We start from the raw sequence: 24,873 nt of genomic DNA, 5'->3' as shown, positions 1-24,873 counted from the left end.
CTTGGTATGAAAAAGCACTCGACTATGGCGGAAATATCGTGAATGAACTGACTGGCGTGAACGATGCAAAACGCGCCGCAACAGGCGTTGATCCAATCACAGGGGAAGAACTCACCGCAGGACAGCGGGTCGCCGCAGGCGGCATGGCAGCCGCGGGTTATATCCCAATCGTCGGCTGGGCAGGCCGCATTTTCAAAGGTGGCAAAGCCGTTTATAAAACGACTCAAGCCACATCAGCCGCAGTCAGGGCAGTCGACGTCTACAAGACGTCACAAAAGTCCTTTGACGCCTTAAAAACATCACAAAAAGGCTTATACGGCCTCACCGCCACCAACGGATTCAGCGAAGCAATTACAGGTAGAGACATGTTTGGGAATAAGGTCTCGAAAGAACAGCAGGAAGCGAGCATGAACGCGGCGCTGGGAATGCTTTTGCCGTTTGGGGCGAAAGGGTTTCATGGGAAGATGGGGTTAAACGCTCAAAGTCCAGAAGGATTTAATCGAAAAAGGGCTTTGCGGCACGCTAAGGATTTAGGGGGAATACCTAGATCGCAACAGCCTACTCGTCAATGGCAAGTAGGAGATAATGTTTTTAAGAAGGGGCAAGAACATCGTAATTATGAGTACAGTTCTAACCAAACTCATCATGGGCGGTACTATGAATTTGATACCCCAAAAGGAAAAAGAGTTATAGTACAACATACTAATGACGGAAAATTACACACTCACGCAGGGAAACCGAAAGAGGGTGCCGACCCATTTAATTATGATTTTAAAAAAGAAAGGTATTCAAATATTTATGGGCCAAATGGTGATCACCATATCTATTACAATGAATAATGAGGAATGAAAAATATGGTATATCAAAATGAAAAAATACAAAAGAAAATAGCTTTTATGAATGCTAAAAAGAAAATACAACAATTAGCTTATATTGAGGTAATTGATTTTGAAAATGATGCTTCTCAATGGCTAAAATTATGTGAAGTAGTATTAAAACAATTTCGTCAAATAGACTCTACACCTTCTGATATTTTAACAATTACAGACAAAGAATCTGTTATGGCTTGGTTAAAAAATTCACTAGATTTTCTGAAAGAGAAAAAAGAATGGTTTATTTTAGTTGTAAATGACCCTTTTCCTGTTTGGGCAAATGTAAAAGCTCTAGATTTCAATAAGGCAATTGAAGAGATTTGGCTATCTTCAGAGAATCACAACGTCATTGTAGCAGATAAAGCAACTGGTAAAATCGCTCAGATATTTTCAGAAGAAAAACACTTTGAACTGCATATTGGAAACTGCGCGATTTAATTATAATCCAGGTTAATTGATTAAGTAGCAGCCACAATCTGAAAACCCGTATTTAACAATGATTTGAATAACCAATACCTTGATTTTAATAGAATCAAGGTTTCACTTGTCTAATATAATTGGTGATTTTAATTATAATACATTGTAGAGGTGATTCAATGAATGAGAGCTACAGTTATTTAGAGGAGTTAGAAGAGTTTTTAGGTGGGACATTTCAACAAGATATTGATTCACCAGAGGAAGCGTTAGATGATTTTATCGATGAAGCTAGCAAAGAATGTCTGCTGTCTACTATAAAGGATTGTGAGGATTTTTTGAATAGTACTTTAACATTACAAGAAAAAGAAAGCTTTATCGAAAATAATGCAGAAATTTACTTTCCGGCGATCTCATTAAACCCTCTACAGTGGTTTAATAAAATAATTGAGGAAATGAAAGAAGCAGTGAAAATGAAATAACAAAACGAAATTAGAATTTTTTTACATAAGAAAGAACCTGCAGACACTGATCATTGGGCACTTAAGGCCTTGATTGGTGTCCGCTTTTTTTGGCGGCGATGATGCAGTACATATGTGTGAATCAAGAATGCCAAAAGCATTGTGAAGGATCAAAAAAATTCAAAAAGATTTTTCAGGACATTCATGATCTCATTACAAAGGTTTTCTATCACATTAAAGAAAACAAAGGATTCTTTTTGTAAAAGTCTCAAAGCACACTCAAGCGGGTGTGCTTTTTCTTATGGCAAAAGAGCACCCAAAAGCTGCACTGCATGTGCTGAAGACATTTGGGCTTCTTTGATGCATGTGAGTTGATTAGACTTATAACCAAAGGGAAGAAGGGAGGAATTCCAACTGTATTTAACCAAAAGGGGCACGACTTTACTATCAATGCTGATTCACACGACATCTTATTTATCAATTGAAGATTTACAGAATCGACTGAATGTCTCTACTCGAACCGTCTACTCTGAAATCAAACGCATGAATAGCTGGCTGGAAACTCAGCAGCTGAGTGGTATTCAGCGAAAAGATCAACTTGGCTACTACTTACACCCACATGAAAAAGAAGTCATTATTCAAAAAGCGAACACCATTCTCGTTGGCCATGATTATGAACCATGTGTAAAGGAAAGAAGGGCCATCCTGCTCTTATCCATTGCATGCAGTGAGAAACGCCTAAGAATTGATGATTTTATGAAGATGACCAAAGTGAGCCGGAATACATTGCTTGAAGATATGAAACAGCTAAAAGAAGCACTTTCAAAGCAGCAGCTTATCCTCCACTATCAGGCAGCCTGCGGTTATTTGATTTCAGGAGAAGAAAGAGCGATTCGATTGGCGCTGAAACCTTATATTCATTCCATTCGCACAATGATAAAAAACGAAAAAGCGTTTCCACCTTTTTGGTTAAAGGGGCCAATTTCATATAAACGGTTAAAGCATCTCCTCGAGCAGTCAGAACAAGAGCTTAAGCTCGAGTTTGCAGATGACATGCTGGATCAGCTGTCTTTGGATCTCTTTTTCTACTTTAAGCGGATGAAGCTAGAACGTGCTGTACACCTTTCAAACGAAGAAAAGCGTACATTGCAGGAAACAGATGAATGCTTTGCGGCTATTCGTTTCATGGCACGAATTCAAAGAGAAACCGGCCTTCATGTTCATGATGATGAAATCTATTTTCTTACTACTCTATGGCTCAGCGCCAAGAAACAAAAGCTTCCATCAAGTAAAAAACCAGAAGAGCATCTCATTCGCACCATTGCCAGACAAATGATTTTTGACTTTCAGCGGTATGCATGTATTTCCTTTCAAGAGTACGAAGCCTTGGAGCAAAACTTGACAATGCATCTCATCCCGGCCTATTACAGACTCGTCTATCACATTGATATCAACAATGAATTAACAGAATCTATTAAAAAAGCACAGCCAGAGGTGTTTGACATCACTCAAAAGGTCGTATGCCATTTAGAAAAGGCGACCAGTTCAAAGATCAGCGACCATGAAATTGCATATGTGGCGATGCATTTTGGTGGTTGGATGAGAAGAGAAGGGATTTCACCAATTGTGCGGCGTTCTGTATACATTGTCTGCGGCGAAGGAATTGGCACAAGTCACATGCTGAAAACACAGCTTATCGAATTAATCGGTTATATCGAAGTACGTGAACTATTATCAAAGCGTTCATATGAAGAAATGTCATCCATTGATGTCGACTTTGTTGTGTCAACAACACCTATTTCGTTTAAAGGAAAACCTGTTCACCTCGTTCATCCCATTCTCACTGCCTATGAGAAAAAAACCTTACTTCAATATGGGGAAGGTGCAGAAATCAGGCTTGATGAGAACAATGTGGACGCTTTATTCAACATCATTCAGCAGCATACCATCGTACAAAATGAAAAAGCACTGCTTCGTGATCTTAAAGAGCTACTTCATCCCGCATATGTATCCCATCAGAAAGGGTGGAAACCAGTGTTAAACGATTTATTAACAGAAAAAACCATTCATCTCCAGCAAACAGCAGATACTTGGCAAGAGGCCATCACAAAAGCAGCGCAGCCTTTACTCGATCAAAATGCCATTCAGAGAGGTTATGTGGAGGCCATGATTCAGTCTGTGCATCAAAATGGACCTTATATTGTGATTGCACCACAAGTAGCCATTCCGCACGCCAGACCAGAGGACGGCGTGAACAAATTAAGCATGTCACTCATGTCATTTGAACCGCCCGTTTTTTTCTCTAAAGATGGAAAAAAACAGGTTCGTCTCATCATTGTGCTAGCAGCCATTGACAGTATGACCCACTTGAAAGCACTCAAACAGCTGACCATGCTGTTAAGTGATGAAAAACGGAGGAAACAACTGGTTGAAGCAAAGGAATTAGCATCGGTGCAAAAACTAGTTGATCAATTTTCACAACTATAAAGGAGGAAAAAGAGAATGAAAAAAATTCTTGTTGTGTGCGGAAACGGATTAGGAAGCAGCTTTATCGTAGAAATGAATGTCAAAAAAGCATTAGAAGAGTTAGGACTTGTAGCTGAAGTGGATCATACCGATCTCAGCACAAGTAAAAATGAACAGGCCGATCTATATATCGGAGCAACAGACATTATCGATCAGCTGGATGACGGCACAAGAAAGGTCGCTGGATTAAATAACTTGTTAGACCAGGAAGCCATTAAAGACGTCCTTCGTAAACACATATAAGCCACAAAAAAGGGGGATCACATCATGATGGAACTGATCATGAACGATATATTGGGCACACCGGCAATTCTCATCGGTTTGTTTGCACTGGCCGGTTTACTTTTGCAGAAAAAATCAGCCGCAGATACCGTGTCAGGCACCTTGAAAACAACCATGGGTTTTTTAATATTAGGAGCGGGCGCCACGGTCGTGTCTGATTCACTTGGAGTTTTTCGAAAAATGTTTGAAGCAGCCTTTCACATTCAAGGGGTTGTCCCAAATACAGATGCCATGGCGGCTATTGCTCAAAAGGAATTCGGTACACAGACGGCTCTCATTATGATTTTTGGCATGCTGGTCAATTTGTTATTGGCAAAATTCACGCCCTTTAAATACGTCTTTTTAACAGGGCACCATACCTTGTATATGGCTGCAATGCTCGCAGTGGTTCTCTCGACAACTGGAATGCAAGGAGCGTTTCTTGTCACCACCGGTTCGATTATATTAGGAACGGCTATGGTCATTGCACCCGCTATCCTTCAGCCATTCACAAGGAAAGTCACCGGAAGCGATGATCTCGCGCTTGGACACTTCAGTACCTTTGGTTATTTTACAGCGGGAATGATCGGCAAATGGATCGGTCGTCCAGAGAGATCAACGGAAACCATTCAAGTGCCTAAATCACTCGGCTTTCTAAGAGATACATCTGTTGCCATTTCGATCACGATGGCTTTGCTGTTCTTTGCGATTGCACCGTTTGCAGGGATTCCCTTTATAGAACAAATTAGCGGGGGCACGAACTTCGCTGTCTTCATTCTCATTCAGGCTATTACCTTTGCCGCTGGTGTATACATTATTTTAGCCGGGGTGAGGATGGCAATCGGTGAAATCGTGCCTGCTTTTAAAGGGATTGCCGATCGTTTTGTGAAAGGGGCAAAGCCGGCACTTGACGCGCCAACCGTTTTTCCATTTGCTCCAAATGCAGTCATTATCGGTTTTTTATGCAGCTTTGCAGGAGGCATCGTATCCATTTTTCTTTTACCTTTGTTTGGTTTAACTGTCATTGTCCCTGGTCTTGTCCCGCACTTTTTTTGCGGCGCTACAGCAGGAGTGTATGGCAATGCAACAGGAGGGGTGAGAGGGGCTGTCGCTGGGGCCTTTGTGAACGGATTGCTTCTTTCCTTTTTACCTGCTTGTTTATTACCTGTGTTAGGGACCCTTGGCTTTGAAGGGACAACTTTTGGAGATACAGACTTTGGTATCATCGGAATCTTAATTGGATTGATCAAGCTTTTATTTCAACTTTAAAAAAGAGGAGCCTGAGAATGAAAGCCATTTTTTCACCTTCACTAATGTGCATGGATTTAACGCACTTCCGCGAACAAATTCATATTCTCAACACAAGAGCAGATCGATATCATGTCGACGTCATGGATGGTCATTACGTGAAAAATATCACCTTATCGCCCTTATTCATAGAACAGCTTCGAAAACTGACAGATAGACCAATTGATGTTCACCTTATGGCGGAATACCCCCAAGAATTTTTAATCGATGCCTGCATTGATGCAGGCGCAAGCATGATCTGCTTACACCCAGAGGTCGTGCAAAGAGACGTTTTTAGAATCATTCGGCATATCCATCAAAGAGACTGCAAGGTCGGCTTTGTCTTAAATCCCGCCACACCAATTGCGGCGTTAGATTCCTTTATTCATTTAATAGACCGAGTGACGATCATGACGATCGATCCAGGATTTGCTGGACAGCCTTTTATTAAAGAAATGCTTCGTAAAATCAAAGAGGTGAGAAAGATAAAAGAGCAAGGAGGATACTCATTTTCAATTGAAGTAGACGGCTCTTGTAATGAAAGCACGTTCCGGCTGCTTGCTGAGGCTGGAAACGAGATCTATATTATTGGCAACTCAGGTTTATTTGGACTTCACCAGCAACTCGATACGGCTTGGGAGACAATGAAGCAATTGTTTTCAAAAGAAACAGCCTCAATTGAATCACGTTAGTAAAAGAGGATGTAATCCATCCTCTTTTTTACGCAATTTTACTAAAACACTGCAATCTCACCGAAACATACCCAAATACAAAATAAAAAATTACAAATCCACAATTGAAAGCGCTTTACTTATATGTTATCCTTCAAATATCTTTAGTAAATATTTAGTCAAAAACCAAGAGGAGTTTGCCTATGACCACACTCAAAGATATTGCTCATGATGCAAAAGTGTCCGTTTCTACTGTATCCCGTGTGTTAAATGGCGATCAAACACTTGCCGTTTCACACGCAACAAGACAAAACATCCTCGACATTGCGAAGAAGCTAAACTATACCCCAGTGAGAGCAAGAAAAGCCGATCAAGCAGAAGAAAAAAGCCCATCTGAATCCCCAGTGATTGGTATCGTTGTCGCTCAATCCATTGACGAAGAATTAAATGATCCCTTTTTTTCATCGATTCGAAAAGGAATTGAAAAAGAATATGCCAAACAAGGGCTGTCTACCCTCCATACCTTTCGCCTGAGAAGCATGGACAAAGGGGCGATGCTAAAGGATATTGACGGTTTGATTGTCATTGGACGAATCAGCCCTGATACGGTTGAAAAAATGACAAATCGAATGGAGCACATTGTTTTTATTAATCATTATGCGGATGAGGATTTGTATGATTGTGTGCATGTGGATTTTGTAAGAGCGGCAGATCGAGCAATTCGCCATCTGCAATCGCTTGGCTATACACATCTAGGCTATATTGGCGGAAAGGAGCGGGAGCATTACTTCGAAGGAAATGCTGTGATTGAGGACGAAAGACAAACGACGTTTATGAGAAGAATGCAGGAGGCGGGAGGTCTTCATCTGGATGATATCCACATTGGGGAATACTCCATGCAAGAAGGCTATACGCTTATGCAGCAAGCCATTAAAAAAGGAAACCTTCCACAAGCCTTTTTTATCGGAAGTGATTCAATGGCGATCGGTGCAATGCGTGCGCTCAACGAAGCCGGTCTGCGTGTTCCTTTCGATGTATCCATTGTTGGGTTTAATGACATTGAAGCTGCTTCATTTTCAAGTCCGCCGCTTACAAGCGTAAAAGTATATACAGAAGAAATGGGGGAAGTCGGCTTGAAGCTTTTGCTTGAGCGAATAAACGGAAGAAAGCTCCCTCTAAAAGTCGTCGTGCCAACAAAACTCATCGAACGAGGCAGCACATGTCTCATCCATGAAAGGGGGTGAACCAAGATCTCAGCAAACAAAAAAGAGACAAAAAAGCAGAAAGCAGCTGCTCAGCATGATGGCCAGATCATGCTGAGAACAAGGCAGCCTGCCGTTATGCTCTCTTATCTCTTTGAAAAGAATAGAATTCCAGTATAATGGACTTCTTTTGTTTTCGCAACTGCATGAATTCTACCGATTATCGTCTGAATTTTCAGTGATCAAAAGGAGGAAACCATGAATAAAAAAATCATGCTGCTCACTGCGGCCTTTGTCTTGACCATTTTTTTGTCTGCTTGCAGCAATAACGGTACGTCTGAAGCAAACGGAAAGGTCACCTTGACTCTCTTTTCGACAATGAGCAACAGCGGGGAAAGAAAAGCGTTTGAAGAAGTGATTCGTGAGTTTGAAAAAGAGCATCCACATCTTCGAATCGATGCCAACTTCCCAGGCAACAGCTATGAAGATACGATTCGTGTCAAAATGGGGGCAAACGATATGCCGGATCTGTTTGACACACACGGCTGGGCCAAACTCCGCTATAGCGAGTATGTCGCTGATCTAAAAGAGATGAATTGGGTGAAACAACTTGATCCATCACTCGATCAGATTTTAAAGGACCAAGATGGCAAAGTATACGCGTATCCGCTGAATCAAGCAAAAGACGGGCTTAGCTTTAATGCCAATCTATTAAAGGACTATGACATTGAGGTACCTAGAACACTTGATGAATTCCAATCGGCTTTGCTGACAGTGAAGGAAAAGAGCAAAGGAGAGGTTGTGCCGCTCTGGATACCAGGAGGAGACAACTCAAATATCGCCCAAGTCTTTGATGAACTAGCCACACCTTTATTAATCACCGATCCAAAACATCAATACGGAAAAGAACTTGAAAACGGATCTTTTGATTGGTCTCACTATACACCGCTTGCACAGTTCATGAAGGAGCTGAAGGATCAAGATCTTTTAAACAAAGATGTCCTGACAGCGAAACTATCTCAAGCACCTGAACTGATGGCACAAAACAAAATAGCCTTCACCTTTGTCGGAGGTTCTTTAGGACCTGAAGCGTCAGAACTCAATCAATCGATCAAAGTAGGCACGATACCTGTTCCTGCCATTCATGAAGGAGATGAGCAAAGCTGGATTGGGGGAGAACGTTTTACTGTTGCTGCCTGGAAGGACTCCAAGCATCTAAAAGAAGCAAAACAATTCATCGATTTTCTCGCAAAGCCTGAAAATGCGGAAAAAATCGCAGAAGGCACATCCTCTGAAGCAGCCTTAACGCATGTAAAAGCGAAAAACTATTACTCTACGTTTTACGATCAATACGAACAGGTGAAGATTGAACCTTACTTCGATCGAAAATACTTACCAAGCGGAATGTGGGCTGTCATGGCAACGACGGGTCAAGAATTATTAGCAGGCTCCATCACACCAGAACAATTATCGAAGAAGATGGAAGAGGAATATAAGCGTCTGAAAAAACAATAGCAGGCCCATGCTGAAACAGGAGTGAAGCCAATGAATGACATCACAAAAGCAAAGCAGCCAGCCGCATTTACCTCTTTACCAAAACAAAAGATGCAAAAAAGCCGGAATTCATCACTTTGGTGGATGTACATGCCAGCTGTACTCGTCGTCAGTACCTTTATCATTTATCCTTTTTTGAACGGCATTCAGCTATCTTTTACGAATTGGAACGGGTTCTCACAAACTTATGAATGGATTGGGCTTGATCAATATAAACGTCTGCTTCAAGACCCAACGACATGGCTTGTTGTCAAAAACACGCTTCTCTACGGAATTGGGAGTACAATCTTACAAAATATCATTGGACTTGGATATGCTCTCTTATTAAACCAAAGTTTAAAGATAAGAGGCATCACAAGGACGGTGATCTATCTACCTGTCATGATCAGTCCGATTGCCATGGGCTATATTTGGTATTTTGTGTTTGCTTACCAAGGCGGTGCCTTAAACGATGTGGTGACGTTTTTTGGATTTGACCAAATGAATGCGCTTGGCAATCCGCAATTAAACACATGGATCATTGTGCTTGTCAACACCTATCAATTCGTCGGAATTGCGATGATCATTTATTTAGCAGGCCTTCAAAGTATTCCTAAGGATTATTATGAGGCGGCACAATTAGACGGCGCATCAAGCCTCCAGCAATTCAGACGGATCACATTGCCGCTGCTTATGCCGTCTATCACTATTAATGTTGTGCTTAATGTCATTGGCGGGCTGAAACTTTTTGATGTCATTGTGGCACTAACAGGCGGCGGACCTGGAGATTCCTCGCAATCGATGTCGACCTTTATGTATGATCTGTATTTCAAACGTCAGGATGCAGGCTATGCAGCAACGCAAGGAGTCTTCATGGCGGTCATCATCCTTGTCATTAGTGTCGCAGCACTGATTTATTTCAAACGAAAGGAGACCGAGGTGTGATGGATAACGCCTTTAAACGCAAAAAGAGATGGTACACCTTCCTCGCACTTTTGGTGACATTGCTTCACCTCATTCCATTTTATATCTTGGTGACGACATCATTAAAGGGGATAGGAGATTTCAGTTCAAAATGGCTGTTTCCGAAAGCGCTCCATCTTGAAAACTTTCGCACGGCATGGACAGAGGCTCAGCTTGGCCAGTCCTTTTTGAATACAGTGATGATTACGTTTAGCTCCGCTGTATTACTCATCATACTTGGATCTCTTGCAGCCTATCCGCTCGCAAGAAGAAACACAAAGCTAAATAAAGCAGTTTATGTTTTATTCATCACCATTATGGTCATTCCACCGCTCACAGCCCTTGTCCCGCTCTATAAAATGGTCGTTCAAATCGGGATGATGAACACCTATCAAATCGCTATTTTAAATAATGTCGCTGCTTTTTTGCCGCTAACCATTTTCTTATACGCAGGCTTTATCCGGTCGACCATTCCAAAGGAGCTTGAAGAAGCAGCCCGTATTGATGGAGCGGGGACACTCAGAGTTTTTTTCACTGTCGTTTTTCCTCTTCTGAAGCCCATTACCGCTTCTGTTTTAATCATTGCCTGTGTGTATATTTGGAACGACTATCAATTTGCCATCTTCTTTTTGCAAGATAAAGAAATGCATACACTCACAGTCGCCTTATCCCATTTTTTTGGTCAAAATCAGCATCAGCTCCAGCTCGTTGGTGCCGCTGCGCTCATTGCGATGCTGCCAATGGTTACGATGTTTTTACTGTTGCAAAAATATTTTATCGCAGGGCTTTCACAAGGCTCTGTCAAAGGGTAGTTCAATATGGATGTAAAAAGGAGAGTCGTCAATGTCTAAAATTACATTTATCGGTGCAGGGAGTACCGTGTTTGCTAAAAATATATTAGGAGATTGTTTGTTGGTCCCTGCACTTAGCGGCTTTGAATTCGCATTATATGATATCGACCACAACCGGCTGAATGAATCAGACACGATGCTTCGGCATTTAAAAGAGAACTACGGTGCAAATGTGACCATTAAGCCCTATCACAACCGAAAAGAAGCCTTAAAGGATGCGAAATATGTCATCAATGCCATCCAGGTTGGAGGCTATCGGCCAAGCACTGTGATTGATTTTGAGATTCCGAAAAAATACGGATTAAGACAAACGATTGCGGATACGGTTGGCATCGGCGGCATCTTCCGCTTCCTTCGAACAATTCCTGTGATGTTTGATTTTGCAAAGGAGATGGAAGAGGTTTGTCCAAATGCTTTATTATTAAATTACACAAATCCAATGGCCACACTGACAGGTGCGATGCTGCGCTATACACCGATTCAAACGGTGGGTCTTTGTCATAGTGTGCAGGTGTGTACAAAGGATCTATTTGAATCACTTGAAATGGATCATGAAGGCATTGAAGAAAAAATTGCCGGCATCAACCATATGGCATGGTTATTAGAGGTGAAACGGGACGGAAAAGATTTGTACCCAGACATCAAAAGAAGAGCGAAAGAAAAGCAGCAAGCGCGGCATCATGATATGGTACGTTTTGAGCTGATGGATAAATTCGGCTACTATGTCACAGAATCCTCAGAGCACAATGCCGAATACCATCCTTATTTTATCAAATCACGCTATCCAGAACTGATCGGTCAATTTAACATTCCGCTCGATGAATACCCGAGACGCTGCGAGGAACAAATCAACAACTGGAATACAATGAAGCATGACCTTGTGGGCAATACACAGATCACACATACTCGCTCAAAAGAATATGGTTCTCGTATCATTGAAGCGATCGAAACGAACGTTCCCTTTAAATTTGGCGGGAATGTGCTGAACACAGGAGGACTCATTCACAATCTGCCTGAAAAAGCGTGTGTCGAAGTACCATGTGTTGCAGATCGCAGCGGCATCATGCCTTGCTATGTCGGAGAGATCCCTGAACAATTGGCTGGACTCAACCGGACCAATATCAGCTCACAGCTCATGACAATCGAAGCAGCAATTAGCGGCAAAAAAGAGCACATTTATCAAGCGGCATTACTTGATCCACACACAAGCGCTGAACTATCCATTGATGACATCATCAAATTATGCGATGAACTCATTGAAACACATGGTGAGATGCTCCCGCATTTTGCAGAACCGAATCAATATGCTGCATCAACCAACTTACAGAAATAAACCAGCCTCTACCTGATGCAACGCGCATCAGGTTTTTTATGCTGCAAAAAGAGGATTGACTGAAAGCGTTTTTAATATTATGATTTTTCTAAAGTTAACCAAAAGTTAATCGAAAAATCACCATGAATGAATCACATTCGGGAATCATTTCTCACAAACAAAGGGATAGGGCGTCAACCTTTCACACGTTAGAGCAAGCTTTTATCACAACGTAAACCAAAACGACAATAATATTTGACAAAGAGTGTATACAGATGGGCGCCCGTTAGATGAGACAATGACAACCATACACATCCTATAAGCATGACATTCTTTCATAAAAAGGAGAGAGGGAACATGACCAAAACAGATGTACAAATGTTGAAAAATTATATTGGCGGACAATGGATTGAGGCAGAAACAAGTCAAACAGAGGCAGTATATAACCCAGCTACTGGCGAGATCATCGCAGAAGTGCCGCTTTCAACAAAAAAGGATGTCGAACGTGCAGTACAGGCAGCAAAAGAAGCATTTACCACTTGGTCGAAAACACCCGTTCCCCGCCGTGCACGCATTTTATTTAAATATCAGCAGTTACTCGTTGAAAAATGGGATGAACTGGCTGAACTCGTAACGCTTGAAAACGGAAAAAGCATAACAGAAGCAAAAGGAGAAGTGCAGCGAGGGATTGAATGTGTCGAATTTGCCGCTGGTGCACCAACCTTAATGATGGGAAAACAATTACCAGATATCGCATCTGGACTCGAATCTGGCATGTACCGCTATCCAATAGGCGTCATCGGGGGGATTACACCATTTAACTTTCCGATGATGGTCCCTTGCTGGATGTTCCCGCTTGCCATTGCCTGCGGAAATACGTTTGTTTTAAAACCTTCAGAACGAACGCCCATTCTTGCCGCGCGGTTAGCCGAGCTATTTGAAAAAGCAGGTCTTCCAAAAGGTGTTCTCAACATTGTCAATGGGGCTCACGATGTTGTCAATGGTCTGCTTGAACACCAAATTGTCAAAGCCATTTCATTTGTCGGCTCTCAGCCAGTCGCAGAATACGTCTATAAAAAAGGCACAGAGCATGGCAAACGTGTCCAAGCACTTGCAGGTGCAAAGAATCACTCCATTGTCCTCAAAGATGCAGATTTAGATGCGGCAACGAAACAAATCATTGGTGCTGCCTTTGGATCAGCGGGAGAGCGCTGCATGGCCGCGGCCGTTGTCGCGGTGGAAGAAGAAGTGGCAGATGAGTTCATTCAAAAATTAGTTGATGAATCGAACGAGCTCGTCATTGGAAATGGAATAAATGAAGATGTCTTTCTTGGTCCAGTCATTCGAAAGGAACATAAAGAACGAACGCTTCAATATATCCAGTCAGGGATTGAAGAAGGCGCAAGTCTCATTCGAGATGGCAGGAAAGATCACGAAACAAATGGAAAAGGGTATTTCGTTGGACCAACGATCTTTGATCATGTGACAAATCAAATGAAAATTTGGCAGGACGAGATTTTCGCCCCAGTCTTATCAATTGTTCGTGTCTCTTCACTAACAGAAGCAATCGACCTGTCCAATCAATCAAAATTTGCGAACGGTGCCTGCCTTTACACAGACAGTGCATCAAGCATCAGAGAATTTCGCGAAAACATCGAAGCAGGGATGCTCGGCGTCAATATCGGTGTTCCCGCACCAATGGCATTTTTCCCGTTTTCCGGCTGGAAGGATTCTTTCTACGGGGACTTACATGCGAACGGAACAGACGGAGTAGAGTTTTACACAAGAAAGAAAATGGTGACCGCTCGTTATATGTAATCTACATTCATTGAATAAGAAGAAAAAATGCAGTTCCAAAGTGGAGGACTGTATTTTTTTATTGTCTCCTAGTCAAAAAGTAAGGGTTTTCATGATGGTTTTAGCAGTGATTTTCCCTAGAAATCATCCTTTGTATTCATTCTTCATCAGCTCATATCAACATAATTTGAAATTGGGCGTAAACCCCAATATTAGGAAGATGAAAACAGGAGGAAAAAGACACGATGAGGAAGAGGATGAAGTGCGGTGTAGGTTTTTTGATTCTTGCTTTGGTGCTGAGCTGTATACCGGTATATGATGCGAGTGCAGCAAGTACCCCCATTGCAAAACGAGTAGGAAATGCAAATCCACTCATAGACCATCACCTGGGGGCGGATCCGTTTGCGCTCACCTATAACGGAAGAGTGTACATTTATATGTCGAGTGATGACTATGAATATCACAGCAATGGAACGATTAAGGACAATTCTTTTGCAAATTTGAATAGGGTTTTTGTCATCTCTTCCGCGGATATGGTGAACTGGACAGATCACGGAGCGATTCCAGTAGCTGGCGCAAATGGGGCCAATGGCGGGAGAGGGATTGCCAAATGGGCAGGCGCTTCCTGGGCTCCATCCGCTGCGGTGAAAAAGATCAATGGGAAGGATAAATTTTTCCTTTATTTTGCTAACAGCGGCGGAGGGATTGGCGTCTTGACAGCAGACAGCCCGATTGGTCCTTGGAAAGATCCTATCGGAAAAGCGCTCGTCACGCCAAATACCCCAGGGATGTCCGGTGTTGTATGGCTGTTTGATCCAGCCGTATTTGTAGATGATGACGGGACCGGTTATTTATATGCCGGAGGAGGCGTTCCAGGCGGTTCAAATCCAACGCAGGGACAATGGGCCAATCCTAAAACAGCAAGAGTTCTGAAACTAGGACCTGACATGACTAGTGTGGTTGGCAGCGCATCAACCATTGATGCTCCTTTTATGTTTGAAGATTCGGGTATGCATAAGTATAACGGTACCTATTACTATTCTTATTGCATCAATTTTGGCGGCTCCCACCCAGCAGATAAACCACCTGGTGAGATCGGTTATATGACGAGCTCAAGTCCAATGGGCCCCTTTACGTATAAAGGACACTTCCTGAAAAATCCGGGTGCATTTTTCGGCGGCGGCGGTAACAACCATCATGCTGTGTTCCATTTTAAAAACGAGTGGTATGTCGTGTATCACACGCAAACGGTGAGCTCTGCCTTATATGGAGCAGGGAAAGGCTACAGATCTCCACACATTAATAAGCTTGTGCATAATGCTGACGGCTCCCTTCGAGAGGTCGCAGCCAATTTTGAAGGCGTTAAACAGCTTTCCAACCTGAATCCTTATCAACGGGTAGAAGCTGAAACATTCGCTTGGAATGGACGCATTTTAACAGAGGCCTCCTCAGCACCAGGTGGACCAGTCAATAACCAGCATGTCACAAACATTCAAAACGGTGATTGGGTGGCTGTCAGTAATGTCGATTTCGGATCGAGCGGTGCCAGAACCTTTAAAGCCAATGTAGCATCCGCTTCAGGCGGACAAATAGAAGTACGTCTTGGCAGTCCAGACGGCAGAATTGCCGGAACACTCAATGTCCCTTCCACAGGCGGAAACTGGCGAGAAATAGAAACGGCAGTGAACGGAGCAACAGGAGTGCACAACGTATTTTTTGTCTTCAAAGGAAATGGTGCCAACCTATTCCAATTTGATTCCTGGCAGTTTACTCAAAGGTAAACAAAATCAGATGCTGCGGCATCGATCACTGGTTGATGGGAGAGTGGGAAAATTTGATGTCCATAATCAAAAAACCAATTTGTACTTTATTGGTCTGCTGCACTATGCTGTCTGTCATGTTCATAGGACCTGGGGTAACTGAGGTTTCAGCAGCAAGTGATGCGAATATTAATGTCAATGCGGAAAGACAAGTGATTCGCGGCTTTGGCGGAATGAACCACCCGGCTTGGATTGGTGATTTAACCGCCCCTCAAAGGGAAACCGCCTTTGGCAATGGGCAGAATCAATTAGGATTCTCCATTCTACGAATTAATGTAGACGAGAACAGAAATAATTGGCACAGAGAAGTTGCTACCGCCAAAAGAGCAATAGATCATGGCGCTTTAGTGATCGCTTCGCCTTGGAATCCTCCAAGCCATATGGTGGAGACTTTCAACCGTAATGGTGCGTCTGCAAAGCGGTTGAGATACAATCAATACGCCGCATATGCTCAGCATCTGAATGATTTTGTGACATACATGAAAAATAATGGTGTCAACCTCTATGCCATTTCTGTACAAAACGAGCCTGATTATGCACACGAATGGACATGGTGGACGCCTCAGGAAATCCTGCGATTCATGAGAGAAAATGCCGACTCCATTAATGCACGCGTGATTGCACCAGAATCCTTTCAATACCTTAAAAATATATCAGATCCTATCTTAAACGATCCGCAGGCGCTTAGAAATATGGACATTCTCGGTGCCCATCTGTATGGAACCCAGATCAGCCAGCTTCCGTATCCTCTTTTTAAACAAAAAGGAGCGGGGAAAGAGCTGTGGATGACAGAGGTATATTACCCGAATAGTGATAACAATTCAGCGGACCGCTGGCCTGAGGCATTAGGGGTGTCAGAACATATTCACCATTCGATGGTGGAAGGTGATTTTCAGGCGTATGTTTGGTGGTACATCCGCAGATCATACGGTCCTATGAAGGAAGATGGAATGATTAGCAAACGTGGCTACAACATGGCGCATTTCTCCAAGTTTGTGCGTCCAGGGTACGTCAGAATTGATGCAACGAAAAGCCCTGAACCGAATGTTTTCGTCTCAGCCTATAAAGGGGACAATAAGGTCGTCATTGTAGCGATTAATAAAAACAATACAGGCGTCAATCAACACTTTGTCATGCAAAATGGAACCGCTTCACAAGCGTCAAGATGGATTACGAGTAGTAACAGCAACCTTCAGCCTGGAACTGACTTAAATATATCAGGTAATCAATTTTGGGCTCATCTCCCGGCTCAAAGTGTGACAACATTTGTGGTCAAACGCTAAAAAAACACCAAAAGCCAATTTTCTCATTAAAAAAGAAAATTGGCTTTTTTCTGTGCAAATAGAAAGTTGATTTTTCACGATGTCTACACTTTGGGTATAATAATAACAATGACTTCAGGAGAGTGATCATAATGCCAAAGCTTCAAAGCAAAGTATTGATTATAGATGACGAAAAAGAAATTTTGGAATTAATCCATACAGTATTAACAAGAGAAGGCATTGACCGGGTGATAACAGCTTCAACTGCCCGTGATGGGCTCACGCAATTCCATCAAGAACATCCCGATCTCGTCATACTGGATATTATGCTGCCAGACGGTGAAGGCTACGATATTTGCAAACAAATCAGAGACGTCTCGCATGTTCCGATTATCTTTTTATCAGCAAAGGGAGAGGAATCAGACAAAATTGTAGGACTTGCCATTGGCGGCGATGATTACATTACAAAACCTTTCAGCCCAAAGGAAGTCGCCTACCGGGTAAAAGCCCAGCTGAGACGGTCATCATACTTACAGCCTTCTCAAGCTGATCCCGTGATCAAAAAAGGGCCATTTGAGTTAAACGAGCAGCAAGCCGAACTGACGAAAAATGGAGCGGTGATTGAGCTCACACCGAAAGAACTTATGCTGATGACCTATTTCTTGCAGCATCCGAATCGAGTGATCAGTAAAGAAACGCTTTATCAAACCGTTTGGGGAGAAGATTTCTTCGGTTCTGACAATACGGTGATGGTCCATATACGAAGACTTCGGGAGAAAATAGAGAATTCCCCATCTACACCAGAATTTCTCGTGACGGTCAAAGGGCTTGGCTATAAATTTGTTGTAAAGGATGCGTAAGGATGAAATGGCGATTAACAGGCAGATATATGGTCTCTGTCATTATCGTGACCATTATCACGGTCTTTATTAACTTATTTGGATTCATGATTTGGCTTGTACTACAAGCAAGCAGCCAGCAAAACGAAGAACATACGCCCGAAACCTTCACAAGATCATTTGAACAATACATTCTCTTTTCCGATCAAGGCATCACTGTCAGCAAAGAAGGACAGCAAGCCTTAAAACAACAAAATGCGTGGATTCAAATATTAGACGAAAATGGACAAGACGTCTATCATGCACACGCACCTAAAGGAATAAAGAGCAAATATACACCTATAGAAATCGTGAACATACATAAATATAAAGATAAGCAATTGCTATCGACCATTTATGCCGGCGGAAAAAAAGGAAAGGGCAGGGAATACAGCTACTTTATCGGATTTAAGAACCCTGCCATCGGAAAATATTTATTCTCGTTCGACACGAAGGACTTAATATCAAGATTCAATATCGGGACGATGATTTTATTATCAATAGATGCCATCATTGCCTTGCTCATTGGATACTTATTCAGCCGGCAGCTCATCAAACCGCTCGGCCGTGCCATTCATGGAATCCAGCGGCTCGCAAACGGAGATTATACGACAAAGCTGCCAACTAAGGGAATATATAAAGATGTCTTCTATAATGTCAATCACTTATCAGAGCAGCTCGCTTCAAGCCAAAAAGAAAAAGACAAATTAGAGCAAATGCGGGAAGAGTGGATCAGTCATATTTCTCATGATATTAAAACACCATTATCCTCTATTCAAGGCTATGCAGAAATCATCAAAGATCCAAATTATCCTCTTTCAGATCAAGCCATTAGACATTATGCCAGCATCATAGAGAATAAATCACTGTACATCAAAGATGTCATGGAGGATCTAAATTTAACAACAAGGCTGAAAAATAACGACGTGATGCTGCATAAAGAGCTAGTGAACATTGTGCCGTTGCTGCGGGAAACGTTAATTGATATCCTAAACAATTCGAGATATGCAGAACAGACGATTGAGCTGCAAACGAATGTAGACAAGCTCATGCTAAATATTGATACGATCCTCATACGAAGAGCGGTCACCAATCTCATTTTAAATGCCCTTGTTCACAATGATTCTGATGTGAAAATCATTGTACAGCTGGAACAAAAAGAAAATACCCACATCACGATTAAAGATAACGGCAAAGGAATCGAAGAGGCAGAGCTAGAAAAAGTGTTTGACCGCTACTATAGAGGGACGAATACAGGAGGGACACATGCAGGCTCTGGTCTCGGAATGGCCATTGCAAAGGATATTATCCAAAAGCACGGCGGGGATATTACGATACGCAGTATAATAGGTGAAGGAACAACGATTGATATCCAATTACCCGCATGAATGGACATACAAAAAAACGGTTCTGATCAATCACAGAACCGTTTTTCCCATCTATTATTCTGAAAACACTTTAATGCCTTTGACAATGTTCCAAATAAAGAAGTAGATCGCCACAAGGAATGTCACAGCATACGTTGCAATTAAGAACGGACCAGCATGTCTGATATCGTTCATGCCAAGTAAACCTGAACCAAGGATGCCAATGCCAAAAATCAAATAAGGAATAAAATGTGTCCATAGCGATTTTTTCGCATGATATTTCACTTCGTCCTTCCCTAAGAAATAGACGATAATCGGAAACAAAAATGGCGCAAAAAAGATACTGAAGTAACATAATGAAGACAAAATTTTATTTTCTCTCAAACCTTTTCACCTCTATGATTGATTTAGAAGGAGGACCATTTGACTCATCCCTCCCTTCCTTACAAACCCATTGTACAACCTCAACCTTAACCTGTATTAATCCGAACCTTACAGCAACCTTAAAAATGTTAAACGATCGAACGATACATGAAAGATAAAGGAAATACAAGTTATGGAAGTGCTGAGTCAAGACATAGAACCTGATACTTTAAGAAGGATTGTCCATCACAAACACGAAGAAATTGAAAGGAAAATCAAACGCTTCAGTCAAATTCAAGACCTTTTATCTAACTTGTTAAAGACCTCTGATAAACAAATACAAGTCTACCTCGAATCATTTCGTGTGATACATCAGGATGAACAATAACACAATTGACTTAAAGGAGAGAAAACAAATGAGTGTGGAAATTGTTAATGGAGAACGTTCTGAAGAAAGTATTCAATTTGAAAAATTATTCGCTTCCCAAAGTAATAAAGAGAGTTTTTCTAGTATTGAAAACACAAAAAAATTTCTTGATCAAAAAGGAATAGAAAATACTAAGCCTTATGCCATTGAGGATGATGTGAAGTTAATTAGTGAGATAAAAGAGCAGACATTCGAAGGCATGCAAGTTTTCACTTTGAATGACCAAACGTCACAAAAACAAAAAGTCATTCTATATATACATGGCGGCGCGTGGACAAATCAGCCTTTGAATTTCCATTGGTGGTTCATGGATAAGATGGCGCAATCACTCAATGCGAAAGTGGTGGCTCCTATTTATCCAAAAGTGCCTCATTATAGCTGCCAGGATACCTATCCGAAAATCCTAAACCTATATAAAGACCTTCTGAAAACTGTTGAAAGTGCCAATCAATTGACGATCATGGGAGATTCAGCTGGCGGAAATATCTCACTTGGTCTGGCGCACCTTTTAAAGAAGGAAGGTCTGCCGCAGCCGAAGGATATTATTTTATTATCTGCATGTGTTGACATGAGCTTAAGCAATCCTCTAATGTTTGAATATGCAAAAAAGGACCCGATTCTAGGTCCTGAAGGAATGGAAGTCATTTCAAAGATTTGGACAGCTGATAAAAATGTAACTGACCCATTGATCAGTCCCATTTACGGTGACTTTAAAGGACTTGGGAAGATTACTCATTTTATTGGAACACATGATATGTTATATCCAGATGCCATAAAGCTTGATGAAAAACTAACAGAACAAGGAATTGACATAAAAACCTTTGTTTATCCTGAAATGCTTCATGTATTTGTTGTCATGCCAATCCCTGAGGCACAAGATGCTCAGGAGAAAATCATTCAGGTGATCAATCGATAGGGGTTGAGTTTACACCACAAAAAGGTAGAATGATTTGATTAAAATAGTCGAAAGTTTAGTGAATGGGCTGCTTACTGGAAAGCAGCCTTTTTCAATTCAACATGAAATACATTCAGATAGTCAATTCACTTCGGGTAAAGTAATCCTTAAATTCCAATTTTTGTTTAAAACATACATATTTCCTATTAATATAATGAATGTTCACTTCTTCACTGGAGTTGACGAAGTGTCACCACTCCCTCAAACGTTATTTCAACTAGCTGATATTCGCTGCCTGTAAAACGCGGTCATTGAATCTACATTGATAAAAAGTACAATCGATAAACATAGCATTCTCCAATGTCATTCCTCTCATATCGCAGGAGGAGAATTCGCAATTGGTGAAAACGGCTTCGATTTTGGCAATGCCCACAGAGCGCAAGTCGGAACGAATAAAGGTACAATGATCAATCGTACTACCGTTGGGGTGAAATCCGTCCGAGCAAAGAGCGGGTATCTATTTCAATACAGCTTGACATGTGAATCAATTATCGATATGGTGTGAATGAGTTCACATTTTACATAAAGGAGTCATTTATGCCAAAAATTACTTTCTTTCGATTGAATGAAGCAAGGCGTGAGGACATATGTAATCGTGCTATGCATCTTTTTGTTGATCATCTTTACGAGGATATAACGATGAAGATGGTTTTGGATCGTTTGTCCATGCATCCCGGAACTTTTTATCGGTATTTTGAAGACAAAGATGACCTTTATTGTCTCTTAATACGACATGTGACCAAGAAAAGAGCTGCGTATTTTCATAACAACAATGAAGATTCTCTTTTTCAATTTTTCCTTACTGGCTTATTTGACAACACTAATGGCATTGCGACTGAGCCATTGAATGAACTGGAAATCAAACTCGTTGAAACATTTTTACACATTCCAGAGAACACCTTACTAAAAGTATATTTGAATGTGCTAAAGGGCGAGTCATTCCCCTTAATCAAGGACATGTTACGCCGCATGAGGGTTGATGGATATCTACGACCTGATATTGATGACGACCTCATTTCTTTTATGTTTGAATCTATGCAGTTTAATTTAGTCATGTTTTTTAGGGAATTCGATATTAAGGATTCTAACCTGCAGCATAAGATGAGCAAGTACTTTGCTGACTTTATGGGTCATGGGCTGCTTAGAGATGATAAATATGCTGAAGTTGTTAGCGATCTCAAGAAAGCCAAGGAATAAGGATGATGAACTGAAGATTGGATGTAACCATTTTACAGTTTTGAAAGCACTTATATCGCCATGTGTATTTCACATTCGCACTTTCATTTATTAAGGGGGAACAAAAGGATGAAAAGGTATGACACATTCCCAGAACCAATCGGCATCTATACCGCCGCTCGTACCCAGATGGATTTTGAGTACACAGCATCAGATGACTCAAAAAGAGAATTGACCGCGTTTGTGTACTATCCGTCCGATAGCAGCGAAGGGAAGACTCCATCAACGTACATGTTTCCTGAAGTCTACGAAATGCTTCATGAGCAGCCACTTGTCACTGAGTATCTGAAAGAGAAGAATTTTTTCTCTATCGATATCAAGATTCATTGTTACGACGACCTTGCTCTTTCTGGGAAGAAAAAGCGCTATCCAGTGTTATTTTATGTTTGCGGCGGGGGCGGTTCACCGGAATGGGGGACAGCCATCTGTACAGACCTGGCAAGCCTGGGTTATGTTGTCGTCAGTATCGGCCATCAGAATAGCACAATGTATAAACGGAAAGATGGGAAGCTGTTGAATGTATCAAAGGATTTTTCGGATGTCATTATGGCGTTTTCTGAAGATCCGGAGATGATGGAGCTGGCTGGCAAGATGAAGATGCGGCCTGATGATGAAACGGCCATTGAGATGTGCCGTAACGTCCTGGCTCTGCCAATCATTAATCAGTTAACATTATATAGTGAACGACAGGCAGAAGATGTAAGGTACGTAGCCGATCATCTTCACAAACTAAACTCTGAAGAATTGGATTCTATCTTTCATGACAGACTGATGCTTGACGTCGGCATGGGCATCGTCGGACACTCTTATGGAGGACCTACGGCAGCGGTTGTTTGCAGGGATGACGACCGGTTTGCCTGCGGGATTGGCTTGGATAGCGGGGCATTCGGCCTTCTCGACAGCGACCTCAATAAACCCTTTTTGCTACTGTTTTCTGAACCGAACTATCATATGAATGCGATCATTGGCGCTAACAACAGCATGGTAACCTATTATTTCTCCGTTGATCGTGCTGCACATTTAGATTACTGTGACATCGTGTTTACCGGCGTAGATGAGCAACTGAGAGGCACAAGGGAGGCGGTAGAGATGCGAAATCTTGTGACGGACTATACGAAAACCTTTTTTGATCATTACATCCTGCAAAAGGCTGCACGTGTGGAAAGCCTGTCATATGATGGCGTAGACTTAATCAAGAAAACCAGCAACAAGTGAGATAACGGAGAAGCTGCTGATCAAAGCCGTTTCAAGCGCCAGCTTAAAGTTGAATATCTCAGCTTTTCCGTTAAATACCAAATGCTGATTGTTTGGAAAAGAAGAGACCGTACTAAAAGATCTGTATTCCAAACAGCTTGTAGTGAATGAAGAGAAAAAAATGTAAAGTGGATCAATCCATCATCTTGATGATTAAATTAAAAGGGAACCAATTCAATCATTGCTCATATTAGCCTACAAATACTTCTCCCTCCGGATAACGTATTGGGCTTTTGGTTCGTTTCATAAAGATAAATACAATGGTCAGAGAACCTACTCTGCCAATAAACATCAGAATCGAAAGAATCACCTTACCTAAAAACGTTAACTCCGGTGTTAATCCCATAGGTCAAATGAGTGCATTGGCGCTTTGATGATCCAGCAAAAGCAGAAGGAACAGAAGAAGAGAAATGGGCATTTTCCCAAAGGGTGAGAGATGAAATTGGGGGCTGATCACAGCAGTTTGCTGTGACTGAAAAATATAGTTTTACATGATAAGCCATATTGAATCAATGGCTTATTTTTGTTTCGATCAATTGAAGACGTTCAGGCAGCTAGACTTTAAAAAACTTGATATTTAGTAATAGCACATTTACAGCCATCTTGAATGAAACAGGAAGATGATAGCAGACAAGATAAAAACATTTGATCCAACTCAAAAAGATATCTAGTGAATAAACGCCGCAAAAAACGATTTTTCATTGTTCTAATGAGCGATTGAATTGTTTTCGAAAAACTAGGCATGAGACAGCAAATACTGCGAATGCGCCTGCTGATCCAGCAGCAAACATCAGCTCAAATTGTTCTGGTTTGGATTTGAATAACAAAGGGACAGAAAGAATGAGAGCAGCACCACTAAAGCTCAATCCAAATATCAACATTGCCAATAATTTATTCATAGAAACACCTCGCAGACTCAGCATTGAAACATTAGGAACCGACTGATCTAAGAATCATGTTATGATTTGAAATCCTTTAAAATCCCTAAATCGAAGTGTCCAATTTATATCCTATGGGTGTCGGATGATTGGGTTCATTACAATTAAAGCACACATTCATGAAATAAACCATTTTAAACGAACACTGTTCTTTACGAACTATGTTCGTTATAATATAAATGAGATGTGGTTTTACACTACTTCCATAAAGAAGAGGAGATGC

Annotated in this window: 23 protein-coding genes and 1 pseudogene; 21 read left to right on the top strand and 3 right to left on the bottom strand. The window is 41.6% G+C overall.

Translation table 11 applies throughout. The features are described 5' to 3' along the window. The 17 genes from C6Y02_RS07210 to C6Y02_RS07130 all read left to right on the top strand — a co-directional run. On the top strand, positions 1-839 hold an 839-nt coding region (locus tag C6Y02_RS07210; protein WP_262982265.1), incomplete at its 5' end, for a pre-toxin TG domain-containing protein. Between the two features lie 15 nt (positions 840-854). Beyond that, positions 855-1,310 (top strand): hypothetical protein, encoded by a 456-nt coding sequence (locus C6Y02_RS07205; RefSeq protein WP_106030970.1) that lies wholly within the window; start codon positions 855-857, stop codon positions 1,308-1,310. 158 nt (positions 1,311-1,468) lie between these two features. Then, positions 1,469-1,768 (top strand): contact-dependent growth inhibition system immunity protein, encoded by a 300-nt coding sequence (locus tag C6Y02_RS07200; RefSeq protein ID WP_106030969.1) that lies wholly within the window; start codon positions 1,469-1,471, stop codon positions 1,766-1,768. A gap of 393 nt (positions 1,769-2,161) precedes the next feature. Next, on the top strand, positions 2,162-4,234 hold the full coding sequence (locus tag C6Y02_RS07195) for a BglG family transcription antiterminator (protein WP_223256515.1): 2,073 nt from the start codon (positions 2,162-2,164) through the stop codon (positions 4,232-4,234). A 15-nt stretch (positions 4,235-4,249) separates the two neighbouring features. Further along, positions 4,250-4,516, top strand: a complete 267-nt coding sequence (locus C6Y02_RS07190) for a PTS sugar transporter subunit IIB (RefSeq protein ID WP_034660831.1) — start codon at positions 4,250-4,252, stop codon at positions 4,514-4,516. 24 nt (positions 4,517-4,540) lie between these two features. Beyond that, entirely contained in the window at positions 4,541-5,803 is a 1,263-nt protein-coding gene (ulaA, locus tag C6Y02_RS07185; RefSeq protein WP_106030967.1) for a PTS ascorbate transporter subunit IIC, read from the top strand. Positions 5,804-5,820: 17 nt separating this feature from the next. Further along, positions 5,821-6,513 (top strand): D-allulose 6-phosphate 3-epimerase, encoded by a 693-nt coding sequence (alsE, locus tag C6Y02_RS07180; RefSeq protein ID WP_106030966.1) that lies wholly within the window; start codon positions 5,821-5,823, stop codon positions 6,511-6,513. A 182-nt stretch (positions 6,514-6,695) separates the two neighbouring features. Continuing rightward, on the top strand, positions 6,696-7,736 hold the full coding sequence (locus C6Y02_RS07175) for a LacI family DNA-binding transcriptional regulator (protein ID WP_106030965.1): 1,041 nt from the start codon (positions 6,696-6,698) through the stop codon (positions 7,734-7,736). 216 nt (positions 7,737-7,952) lie between these two features. Next, entirely contained in the window at positions 7,953-9,209 is a 1,257-nt protein-coding gene (locus tag C6Y02_RS07170) for an ABC transporter substrate-binding protein (protein WP_034660826.1), read from the top strand. Positions 9,210-9,239: 30 nt separating this feature from the next. After that, positions 9,240-10,172 (top strand): carbohydrate ABC transporter permease, encoded by a 933-nt coding sequence (locus C6Y02_RS07165; protein WP_060596464.1) that lies wholly within the window; start codon positions 9,240-9,242, stop codon positions 10,170-10,172. Then, complete coding sequence (locus tag C6Y02_RS07160) at positions 10,172-11,002, top strand: carbohydrate ABC transporter permease (protein ID WP_060596463.1); 831 nt, start codon at positions 10,172-10,174, stop codon at positions 11,000-11,002. Before C6Y02_RS07165 ends, C6Y02_RS07160 begins: the two co-directional genes overlap by 1 nt. Positions 11,003-11,033: 31 nt before the next feature. Continuing rightward, a complete protein-coding gene (gene melA / locus C6Y02_RS07155; protein WP_106030964.1) occupies positions 11,034-12,374 on the top strand; it encodes an alpha-glucosidase/alpha-galactosidase in 1,341 nt (446 codons plus the stop codon). A gap of 336 nt (positions 12,375-12,710) precedes the next feature. After that, on the top strand, positions 12,711-14,171 hold the full coding sequence (locus tag C6Y02_RS07150) for a CoA-acylating methylmalonate-semialdehyde dehydrogenase (RefSeq protein ID WP_106030963.1): 1,461 nt from the start codon (positions 12,711-12,713) through the stop codon (positions 14,169-14,171). A gap of 224 nt (positions 14,172-14,395) precedes the next feature. Further along, positions 14,396-15,931: a glycoside hydrolase family 43 protein gene (locus C6Y02_RS07145; RefSeq protein ID WP_106030962.1), complete on the top strand. Its 1,536-nt coding sequence runs from the start codon at positions 14,396-14,398 to the stop codon at positions 15,929-15,931. A gap of 53 nt (positions 15,932-15,984) precedes the next feature. Continuing rightward, positions 15,985-17,253: a glucuronoarabinoxylan endo-1,4-beta-xylanase XynC gene (gene xynC, locus C6Y02_RS07140; RefSeq protein ID WP_106030961.1), complete on the top strand. Its 1,269-nt coding sequence runs from the start codon at positions 15,985-15,987 to the stop codon at positions 17,251-17,253. A 131-nt stretch (positions 17,254-17,384) separates the two neighbouring features. After that, positions 17,385-18,092 carry a response regulator transcription factor gene (locus C6Y02_RS07135; RefSeq protein WP_034660819.1) on the top strand — a complete coding sequence of 236 codons (708 nt, stop codon included), beginning with the start codon at positions 17,385-17,387 and terminating at the stop codon, positions 18,090-18,092. A gap of 2 nt (positions 18,093-18,094) precedes the next feature. Next, entirely contained in the window at positions 18,095-19,498 is a 1,404-nt protein-coding gene (locus tag C6Y02_RS07130; protein WP_106030960.1) for a sensor histidine kinase, read from the top strand. Between the two features lie 54 nt (positions 19,499-19,552). On the opposite strand, the gene C6Y02_RS07125 is transcribed toward C6Y02_RS07130, so the two are convergent. Continuing rightward, positions 19,553-19,861, bottom strand: a complete 309-nt coding sequence (locus C6Y02_RS07125; RefSeq protein ID WP_034660817.1) for a magnetosome magnetite crystal formation protein family — start codon at positions 19,859-19,861, stop codon at positions 19,553-19,555. Between the two features lie 395 nt (positions 19,862-20,256). Between C6Y02_RS07125 and C6Y02_RS07115 the strand changes: the two genes are divergently transcribed. After that, entirely contained in the window at positions 20,257-21,183 is a 927-nt protein-coding gene (locus tag C6Y02_RS07115; protein WP_106030959.1) for an alpha/beta hydrolase fold domain-containing protein, read from the top strand. Positions 21,184-21,439: 256 nt separating this feature from the next. On the opposite strand, the gene C6Y02_RS19470 is transcribed toward C6Y02_RS07115, so the two are convergent. Then, the gene (locus C6Y02_RS19470; RefSeq protein WP_223251117.1) at positions 21,440-21,595 is read right to left on the bottom strand and encodes a pentapeptide repeat-containing protein; all 156 of its coding nucleotides are present in this window, start codon (positions 21,593-21,595) and stop codon (positions 21,440-21,442) included. Positions 21,596-21,759: 164 nt separating this feature from the next. Here C6Y02_RS19470 and C6Y02_RS07105 point away from each other — a divergent pair, with 164 nt between their 5' ends. From C6Y02_RS07105 to C6Y02_RS07095, 3 genes and pseudogenes are all read left to right on the top strand, one after another. Further along, positions 21,760-22,419, top strand: a complete 660-nt coding sequence (locus C6Y02_RS07105) for a TetR/AcrR family transcriptional regulator (RefSeq protein ID WP_106030958.1) — start codon at positions 21,760-21,762, stop codon at positions 22,417-22,419. Positions 22,420-22,527: 108 nt separating this feature from the next. Continuing rightward, positions 22,528-23,673: an alpha/beta hydrolase gene (locus tag C6Y02_RS07100; protein WP_106030957.1), complete on the top strand. Its 1,146-nt coding sequence runs from the start codon at positions 22,528-22,530 to the stop codon at positions 23,671-23,673. 399 nt (positions 23,674-24,072) lie between these two features. Next, positions 24,073-24,165 (top strand): annotated as a pseudogene (locus tag C6Y02_RS07095) (arsenate reductase); the annotation flags it as partial. 245 nt (positions 24,166-24,410) lie between these two features. Here C6Y02_RS07095 and C6Y02_RS07090 read toward each other — a convergent pair. Then, complete coding sequence (locus C6Y02_RS07090) at positions 24,411-24,611, bottom strand: hypothetical protein (RefSeq protein ID WP_106030956.1); 201 nt, start codon at positions 24,609-24,611, stop codon at positions 24,411-24,413. Positions 24,612-24,873: the final 262 nt, after the last annotated feature.

The organism is Bacillus sp. NMCC4 (assembly GCF_002998555.1).
GTDB lineage: Bacteria > Bacillota > Bacilli > Bacillales > Bacillaceae > Bacillus.
This window is presented reverse-complemented; position numbering and strand designations above follow the sequence as displayed.